The organism is Mesonia phycicola (assembly GCF_900141885.1).
GTDB lineage: Bacteria > Bacteroidota > Bacteroidia > Flavobacteriales > Flavobacteriaceae > Mesonia > Mesonia phycicola.
Map to the genome: position 1 here is coordinate 164092 of NZ_FQYY01000001.1, position 16185 is coordinate 180276.

The following is a 16185-nucleotide window of genomic DNA, read 5'->3' on the forward strand; positions in this document are numbered from 1 at the left end:
GATGAAGTATTTTTTTACATTTTTGACAATTCTTTTTTCGGCATTAAATCTATTTTCACAAAAGGTAGATTTTACACATATAGATTTTCAAAAAATTTACAGCACGAGTAAGGGCGAGGTTTTTATGCCTTTAGGCGAAATTTCTTTTGCAGATAAAGTAACATATTTTAAAGAAGGTAAACCTAAAGCTCTACCAGCATACACGAAGGCTAAAAATGCATTAGGCGCTCCAGATTTTACCAGCTACCCAGATAGTAATTGTCTGTCATTAGGGTGTGGTGGAGTGTTGGTTGTAGAATTTAAAAATAATGGTTTTATAGATATTGATGGTCCCGATTTATATTTTTTTGAAGTTGGCCCATCTATTGAAGCATTTAAAGTTGAAATTTCTACCGATGGAAAAAATTGGATTACTATTGGAGATACCTCTGGAGGCTCTTCTTACGTAGATATTTCTTCTGCAGAAAACGGGAAAGAAAAAACAATCTATTATTACATTAAACTAATTGACCTAGGTTCTTTTTGTGATGGGCCAACTGCAGGTGCAGATATTGATGCTATTGGAGCTATTGGCGGGGTTTTAAAAGTAAATATAGATGCTAGTCTTTTGTTTGATTTAGATAAGTTTCAACTAAAAAATAAAGCAACAGAAACCTTAGATAATTTTATAATAGGATTAAATAAAATACCTAAAGCTAAAATTATAATTGAAGGACATACAGATAACCAAGCATCTCACCAATACAATGAGAAATTAGGTTTTAATAGGGCTATAAGTGTAAAAGAATACCTGATTAAACAATTAAAAGCAAATGCCAATAATTACACTTTTGATGTAAAGTCTCTTGGAGAAACTCAACCAATAACTACTAACAAGACCTCTGCTGGAAGACAAGAAAACAGAAGGGTTGAAATTATTGTAATACCTGATAAAGATTTTTATAAACAGCCGTAATATTTAATTATGTTTTTTGCTTTTTCTTTCTTGCTGCAGGAAACAAAACATTGTTCAAAATTAAACGATAACCCGGAGAGTTAGGGTGTAATGACAATTCTGTTTTTGGGTCTCCTACTTTATGCTGATAATCTTCTGGATCGTGGCCTCCATAAAATGTAAAAAAACCTTTGCCTTTAATACCGTGAATGTAACGAGCTTCTCCATTAGTTTTATTTTCTCCCATTACCAATACAGTAGGTTTTATCTCATCACGATTAAAAGAGGTAGTTTGCCCCATAAAACCTTTAACTAACGCGGTATGATTTTGACAAAGCATAGTTGGTATAGGATCCCATTTTGCAGAATAATTCATCAAACTAAAATAATCTGTTTCTTTAGGTATTCTTCGCTTGGTTGTCATATCTATTGAAGAAAATTCGTATACCATCGGGTTACGCTCTAAAGTAAAATCTGTAAAAGCAAATGTATTATTGTAATTTATTTTATTTTGATAACCAGCTTCACTTGCATCACCATCAAACATTGGTTCACAAATATCTACCCCTTCTGCAGATAGTGCAATATCAAAACTATCTGTAGCGCTACACATAGCAAACATAAAACCACCACCAATTACATAATCTCTAATTTTTGTAGCAACTGCAGATTTCTCTTCAGAGACTTTAGCAAAACCTAATTCTTGTGCTAATTGCTCTGCATTTCTTTTTTCTTCTATATACCAAGGGGCTGCCCTGTAAGCTCTATAAAATTTACCATATTGACCTGTAAAATCTTCGTGATGCAAGTGCAACCAATCATACAACAATAACTCATTATCTAGCACTTTTTTATCGTAAACCGTCTCGTATGGTATTTCTGCATAAGTAAGTACCATAGTTACAGCATCATCCCAAGGGGCATTTCCGTTAGGAGTGTAAACTGCTATTTTTGGAGCTTTTTCTAAAATTACCGCATCCATATTTTGAGATGGACTTTCTATTTCTTCTAAAATATTTTGAGTTTTAGCATCACTTATCACTTCAAAAGCAACTCCTCTTATTTTGCATTCTTTTTTTAGCTCTTCTGTATCTGGCATTAAAAAAGAACCTCCTCGATAATTAAGTAACCACTTTACTTTTTGTTGTTTATTAAGCACCCAGTAAGTAATTCCGTAAGCCTTCAAATGATCTGTTTGAGACTCTGCATCCATAGGTATAAGTACATAAGATGCGTAATTACGTAATGGGAGTATTAGAATAAAAAGTATTAAGAGGTATTTTTTCATACTGAAAATTTAAATTAAAAAAGGTTGAATTAATTCTGAAAGTATCAGAAACAATTCAACCCTAAAATATAAACAAAATTTATTCTAATTGAATTTCTTTTCTAAACTTTTAGAAAGGAACCTCATTATCATCGTTACTTGGTTCTGCTGGTCTACCAAAAGCTTCATCTGCAGAAGGGAAATTAGGAGTACCACCAAATGGGTTTTCTTCTTCTCCATCATTCATTTTAGAATGAAACTCAAAAGGAGAGTCAAAAGATTCTAGATTACTAAATTTACCTAAATGCCCTTCAAACTTCAGTCTTATATTTTCTAATCCACCATTTCTGTGTTTTGCTACAATAAATTCTGCTTGACCATCTGTTGGAGATCGCTCTTCATCATCCCACTCTTCAATCTTATAATATTCTGGTCTATAAATAAACGACACAATATCTGCATCTTGCTCAATTGCACCAGATTCACGAAGGTCAGATAGTAATGGTCTCTTACTACCTCCACGTGTTTCTACAGCACGTGACAGCTGAGATAAAGCGATAACTGGCACACTCAACTCTTTTGCTAATGCTTTTAAGTTTCTAGAAATAGTAGATATTTCTTGCTCACGATTTCCTCCTGCTCCAGAAGCTGTCATTAATTGCAAGTAATCTATTACAATTAATTTTATTCCGTGTTGTGAGGCTAAACGTCTAGCTTTTGCTCTTAAATCGAATATAGAAAGAGAAGGTGTGTCATCTATAAACAGTGGAGCTTTCTCTAAATCTTTTACTTTTACATTTAGCTGTTCCCACTCGTGTGTTTCTAATTTTCCTGTTCTTAATTTTTCTGAAGACAAACCTGTTTCAGAAGAAATAAGACGAGTAATTAACTGTACAGATGCCATCTCTAGAGAGAAAAATGCAACAGGTATTTTTTGGTCTACAGCAATGTTTCTTGCCATAGAAAGGGTTAAAGCTGTTTTACCCATACCAGGTCTTGCTGCCACAATAATTAAATCACTGGGTTGCCAACCAGAAGTTAATTTATCTAATTTTTCAAAACCAGAAGGTATACCACTTAAACCTTCTTTATTAGAAATCTCTTCAATTTTATTTAATGCCTGAGTTACTAAACTTTGGGCGGTTTCTGAAGATCTTTTAATGTTTCCTTGAGTAACTTCGTATAATTTAGATTCTGCTTTATCTAATAAATCAAAAACATCTGTAGACTCATCATAAGAGTCTTCAATAATTTCATTTGAAATTTTAATTAAACTTCTTTGAATATATTTTTGCAGAATAATTCTAGCATGAAACTCAATATGCGCAGAAGATGAAACTTTTTGAGTAAGCTGAATGATATTATAATCACCTCCAGCTGCTTCTAACTTACCGTCTTTCTTTAATTGATTAGAAACGGTTAATAAGTCTATTGGAGACCCATCTTTAAAGAGAGTAAAGATAGCTTCAAATATATGCTGATGCGCTTCTTTATAAAAAGCATCTGGGTGTAGTATATCTACTACCTCATCTACCCCTTTTTTATCAATCATCATTGCCCCTAAAACAACTTCCTCTAAATCAGTTGCTTGAGGTGGTATTTTACCTTTTTCAAGATTGATTACATTACGTTTAGTGTAATTATATTGTTTTGGTGCTTGTACTTTTTCCATATCACGAATGTAAAAAAAATGTTAACACAAGAGCCTATTTTAGCCTTGCAGATAGTTCACTGTTTGTAAACAATTTGCTTGTTAATAACTTAATAATCTTGTTAATAAGTATAAAAAAATCCAGATTTAACATCTGGATTTTTTCAAGAAGTTTTGTACAGAAGCGTTTATCCTTTAAATACTCCCATATTAGAATATTTATCCATTCTAGTTTTTATTAATTCTTCTGGTGATAAGTTTTTTACTTCTTCATAAGATTCTAAAACTACTTTTTTAAGTGTTTTAAACATTTCTTCTCTATTACTATGTGCACCACCAATTGGTTCTTTAATAATAGAATCTATCACCTCTAATTTTTTAGCATCTTTTGCAGTTAACTTTAATGCCTCTGCTGCTTGTTCTTTATGATCCCAGCTTCTCCAAAGTATAGAAGAGCAGTTTTCTGGAGAAATTACAGAGTACCAAGAGTTTTCTAACATCATCACTTTATCTCCTACACCAATACCTAATGCACCACCACTAGCACCTTCACCTATTACTACTACAAATACAGATGTTTTAAGGCGTGTCATCTCAAGTATATTTCTTGCAATAGCTTCCCCTTGCCCTCTTTCTTCTGCTTCTAACCCCGGGTATGCTCCTGGAGTGTCTATAAAAGTTAATACAGGTATACCAAATTTCTCAGCAGATTTCATCAAGCGCAATGCTTTACGGTAACCTTCAGGATTAGCCATCCCGAAATTTCTATATTGACGTGTTTTGGTATTATACCCTTTTTGTTGACCAATAATCATAAATGATTGATCTCCAATTTTACCTAAACCACCAACCATTGCTTTGTCATCTTTCACATTTCTATCACCGTGTAGTTCTAGAAAGTTACCATCACAAAGAGCATTAATATAGTCTAATGTATAAGGTCTATTAGGGTGTCTTGATAATTGAACTCTTTGCCAAGCCGTAAGGTTTTTATAGATTTCCTTTTTGGTATCGCTAAGTTTCTTTTCTATTTGTTTACAAGTTGAGCTTACATCTACTTCACTATCCTTTCCTATCGCGCAAGCTTTTTCATATTGCTCTTGAAGCTCTTTAATGGGCAACTCAAATTCTAAATATTCCATAATATGAATAAGGCTTTTTATAATTATAGCTTACAAATATATAAAACTTCTAAGACTGAAAAGTTTAAATTTTAGAATATAACAGTATAATCTCAAAAGATTTTATCTTTTTGCTTTTCTAAGCAAGAAAAATGCTAGTATTCCAAAAACTATATTGGGGAACCAAACTGCTATAATGGGTGAAAATGTAGATTTCTCTGCAATGGTACCAAACACTTTATCCATAAATACATAAGTAAAAGCTATTGCTATCCCTACTGCTAGATTAACTCCCATACCTCCTCTCCTTTTCATTGCTGAAACAGAAACAGCTATAATAGTTAATATGTAAGCTGAAACAGGTATGCTCCACCTTTTGTATGCTACTACTTGATAGATGTTGATATTACCAGAGCCTCTTCTTTTTTCTTGCTCTATAAATTTATTAAGTTCTTGGTAGTTTAATGTTTCTGCTATGTAAGAAACAGGAGTTAAAGCATCTATTTCAAAAGGTAAAATAGTATCTAATTTATTTCCGCTTTCTAATATATCATTTGTTTTTCCTACTGTTCTTTTTTCGTAACGAGTTAAAGTATAGTAGGCAGAGTCTTTATTAAACTCTAAACGGTCTGCTTTAATTTTAAATTTAAGTTCATTCCCTTCAAAATGCTCTAAAGTAAAATTTCTTGCAGATAGTTTTTTTGGCTGAAAGTTGGTTGCGTAAATAAACTCATTATCATTTATCTGTCTATATACATCTTTAGTTTCTTGCACATCAGAACTGTTTTTCAAGTATTTATACTTAAAATCGTTAAAACCTGCACTTGCTTTTGGGGCTAAATACATCCCTAAAACTAAGGCCCCAATACATACCAAAGTTGCACCTATTAAGTACGGCCTTAAAAAACGATAAAAAGAAACTCCAGAACTTAAAAATGCGATAACCTCTGTATTGTTAGCTAATTTTGAAGTAAACCAAATAACAGAGAGAAATAAGAATAAAGGGAATAATAGATTAGCAAAATAGATGGTAAAATCTATGTAGTAGTAGACTACCTCTATAAAAGGAACTTCATTTTTAAATATTTTATCTATTTTTTCAGCTAAATTTACAGTAATACCAATAGGTATAAACAGTAACAAAAGCATAAAAAATGTTCCTAAATAGCGTTTAAGTATGTACCAATCTAAAATTTTCAATTTACAGCCTTTTATCCATTTGTTTAACCATCATATCTTTCCAAACTCTAAAGTCTCCTGCTAAAATATGTTTTCTTGCTTCTCTAACTAACCAGAGGTAGAAACCTAAATTGTGTATAGTAGCAATTTGCCTGCCAAGCATTTCATTTACGGTAAATAAATGTCTTAAATATGCTTTTGAGTATTCTGTATCTACCCAAGTTATGGCCATATCATCTATTGCAGAAAAATCATCTTCCCACTTTTTATTTTTTATATTAATGGTTCCGTGAGCGGTAAATAACATTCCGTTTCTTCCGTTACGGGTTGGCATTACACAATCAAACATATCTACTCCCAATGCAATGTTTTCTAAAATATTAATAGGTGTACCTACTCCCATTAAATATCTAGGTTTGTCTTCTGGTAAAATTTCTGTAACAACTTCTGTCATTGCATACATTTCTTCCGCAGGTTCACCAACAGAAAGGCCACCAATTGCATTACCAACGGCACCAGCATTTGCTATATATTCTGCAGATTGTCTTCTCAAATCTTTATAAGTACTCCCTTGTACAATTGGAAATAAAGATTGCTCATAACCATATAACGGTGGTGTTTTTTCAAAATGCTTAATACATCTATCTAACCATCTATGGGTCATGTGCATAGATTTTTTTGCATACCTATAATCACAAGGGTAAGGTGTACACTCATCAAAAGCCATAATTATATCGGCTCCAATGGTACGTTGAATTTCCATTACATTTTCTGGCGTAAAAAAATGATACGATCCGTCAATATGTGACTTAAACTTTACTCCCTCTTCTTTTATCTTTCTATTTGCAGAAAGTGAATATACTTGATACCCGCCACTGTCTGTTAAGATATTTCTATCCCAATTCATAAATTTATGAATTCCGCCAGCTTTCCTTAAAATTTCAGTTTTAGGTTTTAAATATAAGTGATAGGTATTACCTAAAATTATATCAGGGTTTATCTCCTCTTTCAATTCTTTTTGATGAACTCCTTTAACCGTAGCAATTGTACCAACGGGCATAAAAATAGGAGTTTCAATTTTACCATGATCTGTTGTAATTTCTCCAGCTCTGGCTTTACTATTTATATCTGTACTTAAAAGATCAAATTTCATAATATCATATATGGATGGCAAAGATAACTATCTATAATAAATGCCGAATTTTTTTATTACAGAATTAAAGAGTTAATACTTATAAAGTTGAAAATTGAATTATTCACAATAAAAAGTTAATAAATGAATCGTATTTTCTTTTATAGCCTTTTAATTAGACTTACTTTTGCATAAATTGAAACAACACATTTAAAAATGCCACAAAACACACAACAATTAGAAGATTTTGTAACCCAAGTAAGAAGAGATATTCTTAGGCAAGTACATAAAGTAAGTTCTGGACATCCAGGAGGTTCTTTAGGATGCGTAGAATTTTTTACTGCTCTTTATCAAGAAATAATGGAGTACAGTACAGATTTTACGATGGATGGAATAAATGAAGATTTATTTTTCTTATCTAACGGGCATATTTCTCCTGTATTTTATAGTGTTCTAGCTCGTAGCGGTTTTTTTCCTGTAGAAGAATTGAACACATTTAGACTTTTAGACTCTCGCTTACAAGGTCACCCTACTACTCACGAAGGTTTACCTGGTATTAGAATGGCATCTGGCTCTTTAGGGCAAGGTTTATCTGTTGCTATTGGTGCCGCAGAAACCAAAAAACTAAACAACGATACGCATACTGTTTTTGCTCTTCTAGGAGATGGTGAATTACAAGAAGGACAAAATTGGGAAGCAATAATGTACGCTGCAGGGCATAAAGTAGATAACCTAATTGCAACCGTAGATTTAAACGGACAGCAAATTGACGGCTCTACAGATGATGTATTACCAATGGGTAATATGAAAGATAAATTTCTTGCTTTTGGGTGGGAAGTATTAGAAGTTGAAAAAGGAAATAATATTGTAGAAGTAATTAAAGGTCTGCAAGAGGCTAAAAAACTTTCAGGTAACGGAAAACCTGTTTGTATTTTATTAAAAACAGTAATGGGTAATGGCGTAGATTTTATGATGCATACTCACGCTTGGCACGGTAAAGCTCCTAACGATGAACAATTAGAAGCAGGGTTACAGCAAAATGCTGAAACTTTAGGAGATTACTAAATTTATTTCTACAACTATTAATTCAGAATCAAGAAAAATGAAAAAATATACAGATACAGGTAAAAAAGATACAAGATCAGGGTTTGGTGCAGGACTAGCAGAATTAGGTAAAACTAATGAAAATGTAGTTGCACTTTGTGCAGATCTTACTGGATCTTTAAAAATGGACGAATTTAAAGAAAATCATCCAGAACGCTTTTTTCAAGTAGGTATTGCAGAAGCAAATATGATTGGAATGGCTGCAGGGATGACAGTTGGTGGTAAAATACCATTTACAGGTACTTTTGCTAACTTCTCTACAGGCCGAGTTTACGATCAAATAAGACAAAGTGTAGCTTACTCTGGTAAAAATGTAAAAATTTGTGCTTCTCACGCAGGTTTAACCTTAGGGGAAGACGGCGCTACACACCAAATTTTAGAAGATATTGGTTTAATGAAGATGTTACCAGGTATGACGGTTATTAATACTTGTGACTACAACCAAACCAAAGCCGCTACCATTGCAATTGCAGAACATGACGGACCTGTTTATCTACGTTTTGGAAGACCAAAAGTTGCAAACTTTACTCCTGAAAACGGAAAATTTGAAATTGGTAAAGCAGTACAATTAACAGAAGGTACAGACGTTACCATTGTTGCAACTGGACACTTAGTATGGGAAGCATTAATTGCTGCGGAAGAATTAGAAGCTAACGGAATTTCTGCAGAGGTAATTAACATACACACTATCAAACCTTTAGATGCAGAAGCTATAATTAAATCTGTAAACAAAACAGGTTGTATTGTTACTGCAGAAGAACATAACTTTTTAGGTGGTCTTGGTGAAAGTGTTGCAAGAGTTTTAGCTGAAAATGCTCCTGCTCCACAAGAATTTATCGCTACTAAAGATACTTTTGGTGAAAGTGGTACACCAGCTCAATTGATGGAAAAATATGGCTTAAATGCAAATGCAATTAAAATTGCTGCAGAAAAAGTTATTAAAAGAAAATAAAAAAAAATCTTATATATAAAAAAGCCTTTCTGTTTCAGAAAGGCTTTTTTTTTGTTGTTAAACAATTACTAACTAGCAATTTAATGCAAGTAGTTTCATGTAAATTTATATAAAACTAAAAAAAATAAATTATGAAAACTACCATTGAAGAAGCAAAAGAAAACATACATAATGACCTTGTAGACAACCTACAGTCATTATTAGAAAAAAATTATGATGCAGAAAAAGGTTTTAAAAAAGCATTAGAAGATACTGATAACCCAAACCTAAAAGAATATCTAAAATTTCAAGCTGTAAAGAGAAATAGATTTGCTACAGAATTAGATAAACACATTCATGATTTAAATGAAAAACCTATTGAAAAAGGAAGTTCTGCAGGAGATTTACATAGAGCTTGGATAGACATTAAAACTGCATTTACCAATAACGATTCTGAAGCTGTTTTAGAAGAATGTATTAGAGGTGACAAAAACAGTATTAAAGAGTATGAAGAAAAATTGAACAAATACAATTACCCAACAGAAATTAAAAGTACGCTTCTCACTCAATTATCAGAAATTAAAGAGACCGTACATAACATTAAAAAGTTAGAAGATTTAAACACTAATTGGCAATAAAAGTAAACTTACCAAGAAAAATAGGAGTTAGAATATAACTCCTATTTTTTTTGATTAAAAACTTAAAAAAATATTAATTAAAGACAAAATTAAGCCAAAAACAAAAAAACATACTAACGTTTAACTATAAAAAGTGTAAAAAAGGGTATATTTAGTTAACATTTACTTAAAATATTTAAATATTAAAGTATTTATTAATTATAGACATTTATAAGTGGTTAATAATCAAGAAAAATTTTTAGAGCTAGTAGATAAAAATCCAGAAAGTATATTCTGTTATCACAATTTACACAACGTAGAAGAGCAAAATTCATTTTCTAAACATACACACAACAAAGGTCAACTTAGTTATGTAGAAGGTGGCACTCTGCAAGTAGAAACAGATGAAAAAATTTATTTTGTTCCAGGTAATCATTACATATGGATACCTAAAGGAGTAGCTCATTCAATCTATTCAAATTCAAAAGAAGTATTAATAAGAACTTTATACATTCCTATAAAACAAGATGAGGTAGAGTATTATAGCAATGTTGGAGTATATCCTGCTAATGATTTGTTATTACAACTACTATTACATACCAAAGATTGGACAGGTGATATTGAAGAAAGTAATAGAAAACTATACCCTATTGTTCAATCAATAAAAGTTTTACTTCCAGATTTTTCTAAAAAACCTATCAACTTTACTATACCGAAAATTCAAAATGAAAAGTTGAATGAAGTTAGTATTTTTTTGAACAATAATTTAGATAAGAATATTATGCTTTCTGAATTGGCTAACAAGTTTAATATTAATGAAAGGTCGCTACATAGATTATTTAAAAAAGACATCAATATATCTTTTATTAAATTTTTCACGATTATAAGAATGTATAAAGCGATAGATTATTTATCACAAAAAAAATACAGCATTAGTGAAATAGCTTCTAAAGTGGGTTACTCTAGTATTCCAACTTTTAGTAACACCTTTTATAAAGTAATAGGTAAGCGCCCTTCAGATTACCAAAGAGGCGCCGAAATATTAAAATAATTTACATTAACTAAAGCTGAAATCTTTTTTAGATACTAAGCTTTCAGCTTTAGTTTGTAATTGCATTGTACCTTCTTCATCTAAACTAGTATGCCAGCTAAATGCTTCTTGCAAAATATGTGGGGTATGTCCTTGTTTTAATTTTGCTCGATCAAAATAACTTTGCATTTGCTCTTTATAAGCTGGATGTACACAATTGTCTATAATTTTTTGAGCTCTCTCTCTCGGAGCCAAATTTCTTAAATCTGCCAAACCTTGATCTGTTACTAAAATATCTACATCATGCTCGGTATGATCTGTATGAGAAACCATAGGCACTACGTGAGAAATACGCCCTTCTTTAGAAATTGACGGACATACAAAAATACTGAGGTGTGCGTTTCTTGCAAAATCACCAGAGCCACCAATACCATTCATCATTCTAGTTCCTGTTAAATGGGTAGAATTTACATTACCATATATATCAAATTCTATAGCGGTATTAATTGCAATAATCCCTAAACGCCTAATTACCTCTGCAGAATTACTAATATTTTGAGGTCTTAAAACAATTTTATCTTTATAATTTTTAAAGTTTTTTATAAAATTAGCATAGCATTCTTCTGAAACAGTGATGGATGATGCAGATGCAAAATTCATTTTTCCCGCGTCAATTAGCTGAAAGGTACTATCTTGTAATACTTCAGAATACATTTTTAAATCTTCAAACGGACTATTTAAAAAACCTGCAAGAACTGCATTTGCTATTTTACCAATACCCGCCTGTAATGGTAGTAAACTTTTAGTTAGTTTCCCTTCTTCTACTTCTTTTTCAAAAAATTGCATTAAATGTTTAGCTATCGAAATCGTTTTCTTGTCTGGATCAGCAATTCTAGCAGGTGCGTCAGGTTTATTAGTATATACAATTGCTTCTACTTTATTAGGGTCTAATTTTATATAAGTATCTCCTACTCTAGTCTCACAAGAGGTAACTTCAAGAATTTCCCTATTAGGTGATTTTTTTTGAAGTTTAATATCATGAACTCCGTTAAATTCTAACGGCACCGCTTCATTAATTTCTATAATAATACGGTCTGCCATTGCCAAAAATGTTGCAGAATTCCCTACAGACGTAGTAGGTATTAAATAGCCTTCTTCTGTTACCCCTATTGCCTCTACAATAGCTATATTTATTTTAGGAAGATCTCCGTTATGTAATTGCTCTGCGGTTTCACTTAAATGCTGGTCTATATATAAAATATTACCTGCATTTATTTCTTTTCTTAAAGTACTATCTGCCTGAAAAGGCATTCTTTTAGCTAATGCGTGATTAGTTGCAAGAGCCCCATCTGTATTGTAACCTAAAGATGCTCCAGTAATCAAGGTTATTTGTAAATTCTCTTCTCCAGCACGTTCTGCAAATGCAGGTAACACTGCTTTACTATCTCCAGCTTTAGTAAAACCACTAACACCAACAACATCTCCATTTCTAATTAGTTTTGCCGCTTTATCTGCACTAAAAATTTTACTTTTATACTTGTCAAACAATAACCTATTATCCTTCATCATTTATTTATGTATTTTACAAAAAATAACACTTTAAGTGTATATTTGAATATTTTAAAAGTGTTATAATGTGAATTATTAATTATTTGATAGCAATTTATGCAAACTTGATAATCATTAATTATCTTAACTAGCCAATAAGTTATCCATTTAAGCCAAACCGAATATTATTAATAACATTCAGCCTAAATATTATCTAACAGAGGTAGACAAAGAGCCTAAAAGCATCTATTGTTACCACAACCCTATGGGCGAAGTTTTTATAGAAAAACACGTTCACCAAAAAGCACAATTTTTGTATACCGAAGGTGGCTTGGTATATGTTAAAAATGAAACGGAAGAGTTTTATTTGCCTGCCAGACATTTTATGTGGATTCCGCCTGGAGTAGAACATGCCATTTACCCTAGCTCTCCTAAAGTTGTGATGAGAAATTTATATTTTCCTGTACATGAAAGCGACCATCCTTTTTATTTTACCCAAGGTATTTACCCTGCCAATGATATGCTGATGCAATTATTACTTTTTACAGAAAAATGGAACGGAAATATTTGCCCTACAGAAAAAGATAAATTTCCTATTGTAGAAGCGTTTAAAGTTTTACTGCCGCAAATTTCTAACAGACCTATACTTTTAAATTTACCATTAGCTAACGATGAGCGTTTAAAAAGAGTTACCAATTTATTACGCAAAGACCTTAGTAAAAATTGGACCTTAACAGATATTGCTAAACAGTTTTTAGTAAGTGAAAGAACTTTGCATCGTCTTTTTAAAAAAGATATGAGTATTTCTTTTATTAGATATTACACTCTACTTAGAATTTTTACGGCTATAGAATATATAATTGAAGGTAGATACACTATTGCAGAAATTGCTTTAATGGTTGGTTACAGTAGCTTACCTAGTTTTAGCAATACATTTACAAAAATTGTAGGCAAACGCCCTACAGAATATTACAAATCAAATTATATTTCTACTATGTCTAAAGCTTAATAGAATAAGGTTAAATTTTATTTCACTCCCAAATACCATATTTTAATTCTTCTGTAAGTTGACTAATTAATAACATATTTGTACGATGATTCATTTGCCAAGTCTCAATAATTTAATTTTCTATAATCGTCATTTGGAAATTTTTAAAAATTGAAGTATCATTCATTTCAAAAAATAGAGTAAATATCTATGCATAGTCATTTTAAACTGTACAAACCCTACGGTTATTTAAGTCAATTTATAACTAATCAAAAACAAGCTAAAAAGAAAAAAATGCTGGGTGAATTGTACAATTTCCCTACAGAAACTATGTCTATTGGGCGTTTAGATGAAGATTCTGAAGGTTTACTACTCTTAAGTACCGACGGCAAAATGAGTTACGCAGTACTGAGTAATTCTGTAGAAAAAGAATACTATGTGCAAGTTGACGGAATTATTACTGATGAAGCCATTAAAAAATTACAATTAGGCGTAGAAATTGGAATTCAAGGAAAAAAATACCTAACCCAACCCTGCCAAGCAAGAATAATTGAAATACCCAACCTACCTGAACGTGCTAAAAAAATTAGAGACGAACGCCACGGACCTACAAGTTGGGCATCAATTACTATTACCGAAGGAAAATTTAGACAAGTAAAAAAAATGACTGCTGCTGTTGGTTTTCCTACCTTACGTTTAGTGCGCTACCGTGTAGACAAAATAACGATAGATAAAATGACTGCCGGAGAGGTGATAGAGATTACAGAAACTCTTAATCATCACTTTCCAGAAGTTGCTCAAGCACACGAATAATAGCTAATTTTATTTTTACTGAAAATTGATTTTCTGCAGCGTATTTCTGATTAATTTCTAACTCAACACCTATATAATTTTCTGGAAATTTCTTGCGAAGATATGTCGTAAAACCATCGGCTTTTCCTAAATATGGATAATTGAATCTTATTTTGAATTGTGGTAATTCTTGTTGAAGCTGAAGTTTAAAATTTTTACTGAAATTTCTCTCGTTCGTTTTTGATGAGTCATACAAAATACCAAAATCAGTATTTCGCTCTATTCCGTTGAAAATTGGAGTGAACGAATGTAAAGATAAATGAACCACTTTTTCATTTAAACGAATCCAAGTCTCTATTTGCTTTTCTACTGAATTTCGATAAGGAAAGTAATATTGCTGAAGTATTTCTTCTTTTTTTTCTACTGAAAATTCTTTTGAAACTTCAGAAAATAATTGCCGATGATGCAAAGATCTATTCAACTCGACAAGCAATCTGCTTACTTCAGATTTGAGACTAAAATCAGCTAAATATTTCACTTCTTCAAACAGATCTAAAGTTCCCGGATCGTAACCACGATGAGAATTTAGCGCTTGTTTTTTATGCTGAATAAAAGCGTGATAAGCCGGCGGAATTTCATTTCCGCCGTGCTCACAAGTAATGATTAATTTCAACTTACAAACAGTTTATTTTCTTGCAAACAATCTGCTAGTTTTTGATAAACCTTTACCATATTTTCTTCTGATAAGTTTCCATATAAAGCTGTTAAAATTCGGGTAGAAAGTGAACCGTTTTTCAGAATAAATTGAAGCGTTTCTTGTGTTTCGCCATTCAGTTTATCTTTTACTTTTTCAAATAACACTTGCCAAATTTCTTGAGCGGTGTAGTTCTGTTCAGTAAAACCAAAAGCCGATAAAAATTCAACATCCTCTATGTTCGCTTCTTCCGCAGAAAGAATAGTTTCATTTAAAATTGAAAATAATTCATCTTCGTGTAAGAGTTTCAATTTTTCAATATCTAAATGATTGATCATCCATTTTAAAGCTACCACTACAAACATGGCAATCGCCAAATCTGCTTTAGGGCATTCTTGCAGATCTAAAACACGTATTTCAATGGCATTTCTATCGAAACGAGCAATGGCTCCACGAGAATTTAGAAAATGATGTTCTAAAATTTTCTCGGTATCGTAAGGTATAATCGCTTGATTAATTGGTTCAAAAATTTCCTTGTAATAAGCTGCTTTACTAAAAACCTGCTCCGGTATTACTTTACCAGCCAATACCGGTATTTCTTTCTGGTTGGTTTTATAAACCTGCATTCGGCTATCTTTAAAACCGGTAGCTTTTCCTTCAAATATCGGTGAACTTGCTGCTAAAGCTGGTAATAACGGAAGTAAAACCCGAATTGCAGCGTGCAGTTTTTCAAATTCTTCATCATCATAAAACGGCAAATTTATGTGCATACTTTGCACGTTTGCCCAACCGTGACCTTTGCAATTAAAAATTCGGTTATAAAGTGCATAAACTTCAGAATAGCTATGTTTCCAAAGTTGAGTATCTGTTAACGGATTCATCATTGGGTGTGATGCCGTTGGTAATAATTGCATTCCTTTTATTGCGAGCAACTCATTAATTTCCAAAATATTTTGATGAAATTGATCGCTTAGTTTTTTTAAATCTTTCGCCGGTCCGTTGGTTTTTAACTCCACTACGTGAGCTACCAATTCGTTACTCCATGCAATTTCTCCGTTTTCTACATCAGAAGTGATTTCACCTTGCTTCAATAGTAACAATTCATCTACTTGCGGAGCAATTTTCAGGTTCATTTTATTTACGAGCATATATTCTAGCTCAATGCCAAATACTTCAAAAAGATGGTATTTTTTCATC

15 protein-coding genes are annotated in these 16185 nt (G+C 32.0%); 7 read left to right on the top strand and 8 right to left on the bottom strand.

From position 1 onward, the window contains the following. Nucleotide 1: 1 nt before the first annotated feature. Nucleotides 2-955: an OmpA family protein gene (locus BUC03_RS00760; RefSeq protein ID WP_073147236.1), complete on the top strand. Its 954-nt coding sequence runs from the start codon at nucleotides 2-4 to the stop codon at nucleotides 953-955. A gap of 7 nt (nucleotides 956-962) precedes the next feature. Here BUC03_RS00760 and BUC03_RS00765 read toward each other — a convergent pair whose 3' ends face one another. The 5 genes from BUC03_RS00765 to tgt all read right to left on the bottom strand — a co-directional run bounded on the left by BUC03_RS00765 (nucleotide 963) and on the right by tgt (nucleotide 7305). Next, a complete protein-coding gene (locus BUC03_RS00765; protein ID WP_073147982.1) occupies nucleotides 963-2147 on the bottom strand; it encodes an asparagine synthetase B in 1185 nt (394 codons plus the stop codon). Nucleotides 2148-2331: 184 nt separating this feature from the next. Next, complete coding sequence (gene dnaB, locus BUC03_RS00770) at nucleotides 2332-3873, bottom strand: replicative DNA helicase (protein ID WP_073147238.1); 1542 nt, start codon at nucleotides 3871-3873, stop codon at nucleotides 2332-2334. 167 nt (nucleotides 3874-4040) lie between these two features. Next, a complete protein-coding gene (locus tag BUC03_RS00775) occupies nucleotides 4041-4994 on the bottom strand; it encodes an acetyl-CoA carboxylase carboxyltransferase subunit alpha (protein ID WP_073147240.1) in 954 nt (317 codons plus the stop codon). Nucleotides 4995-5096: 102 nt separating this feature from the next. Beyond that, nucleotides 5097-6173 carry an LptF/LptG family permease gene (locus tag BUC03_RS00780; protein ID WP_073147242.1) on the bottom strand — a complete coding sequence of 359 codons (1077 nt, stop codon included), beginning with the start codon at nucleotides 6171-6173 and terminating at the stop codon, nucleotides 5097-5099. Between the two features lies 1 nt (nucleotide 6174). After that, nucleotides 6175-7305, bottom strand: coding sequence for a tRNA guanosine(34) transglycosylase Tgt (gene tgt / locus BUC03_RS00785; RefSeq protein WP_073147244.1), 1131 nt, complete (start codon nucleotides 7303-7305; stop codon nucleotides 6175-6177). A gap of 195 nt (nucleotides 7306-7500) precedes the next feature. On the opposite strand from tgt, the gene BUC03_RS00790 reads away from it, so the two are divergent. The 4 genes from BUC03_RS00790 (at nucleotide 7501) to BUC03_RS00805 (ending at nucleotide 10987) form a co-directional block, all read left to right on the top strand. Continuing rightward, complete coding sequence (locus BUC03_RS00790; protein WP_073147246.1) at nucleotides 7501-8349, top strand: transketolase; 849 nt, start codon at nucleotides 7501-7503, stop codon at nucleotides 8347-8349. A gap of 37 nt (nucleotides 8350-8386) precedes the next feature. Beyond that, nucleotides 8387-9340: a transketolase family protein gene (locus tag BUC03_RS00795; RefSeq protein ID WP_073147248.1), complete on the top strand. Its 954-nt coding sequence runs from the start codon at nucleotides 8387-8389 to the stop codon at nucleotides 9338-9340. A 131-nt stretch (nucleotides 9341-9471) separates the two neighbouring features. Further along, nucleotides 9472-9957 carry a ferritin-like domain-containing protein gene (locus BUC03_RS00800; RefSeq protein WP_073147250.1) on the top strand — a complete coding sequence of 162 codons (486 nt, stop codon included), beginning with the start codon at nucleotides 9472-9474 and terminating at the stop codon, nucleotides 9955-9957. 214 nt (nucleotides 9958-10171) lie between these two features. Beyond that, on the top strand, nucleotides 10172-10987 hold the full coding sequence (locus BUC03_RS00805; RefSeq protein WP_073147252.1) for an AraC family transcriptional regulator: 816 nt from the start codon (nucleotides 10172-10174) through the stop codon (nucleotides 10985-10987). Nucleotides 10988-10993: 6 nt separating this feature from the next. Here BUC03_RS00805 and BUC03_RS00810 read toward each other — a convergent pair whose 3' ends face one another. Next, a complete protein-coding gene (locus BUC03_RS00810; protein ID WP_394333498.1) occupies nucleotides 10994-12532 on the bottom strand; it encodes a succinate CoA transferase in 1539 nt (512 codons plus the stop codon). A 226-nt stretch (nucleotides 12533-12758) separates the two neighbouring features. Here BUC03_RS00810 and BUC03_RS00815 point away from each other — a divergent pair, with 226 nt between their 5' ends. After that, nucleotides 12759-13523: a helix-turn-helix transcriptional regulator gene (locus BUC03_RS00815; protein WP_262493962.1), complete on the top strand. Its 765-nt coding sequence runs from the start codon at nucleotides 12759-12761 to the stop codon at nucleotides 13521-13523. 189 nt (nucleotides 13524-13712) lie between these two features. Further along, nucleotides 13713-14315, top strand: coding sequence for a pseudouridine synthase (locus BUC03_RS00820; protein ID WP_073147258.1), 603 nt, complete (start codon nucleotides 13713-13715; stop codon nucleotides 14313-14315). On the opposite strand, the gene BUC03_RS00825 is transcribed toward BUC03_RS00820, so the two are convergent. Together BUC03_RS00825 and BUC03_RS00830 are read right to left on the bottom strand one after the other, a co-directional pair. Continuing rightward, the gene (locus tag BUC03_RS00825; protein ID WP_073147260.1) at nucleotides 14275-14967 is read right to left on the bottom strand and encodes an N-formylglutamate amidohydrolase; all 693 of its coding nucleotides are present in this window, start codon (nucleotides 14965-14967) and stop codon (nucleotides 14275-14277) included. The genes BUC03_RS00820 and BUC03_RS00825 overlap by 41 nt on opposite strands. Beyond that, complete coding sequence (locus tag BUC03_RS00830) at nucleotides 14964-16184, bottom strand: glutamate-cysteine ligase family protein (RefSeq protein WP_073147262.1); 1221 nt, start codon at nucleotides 16182-16184, stop codon at nucleotides 14964-14966. Before BUC03_RS00830 ends, BUC03_RS00825 begins: the two co-directional genes overlap by 4 nt. Between the last annotated feature and the right edge of the window lies 1 nt (nucleotide 16185).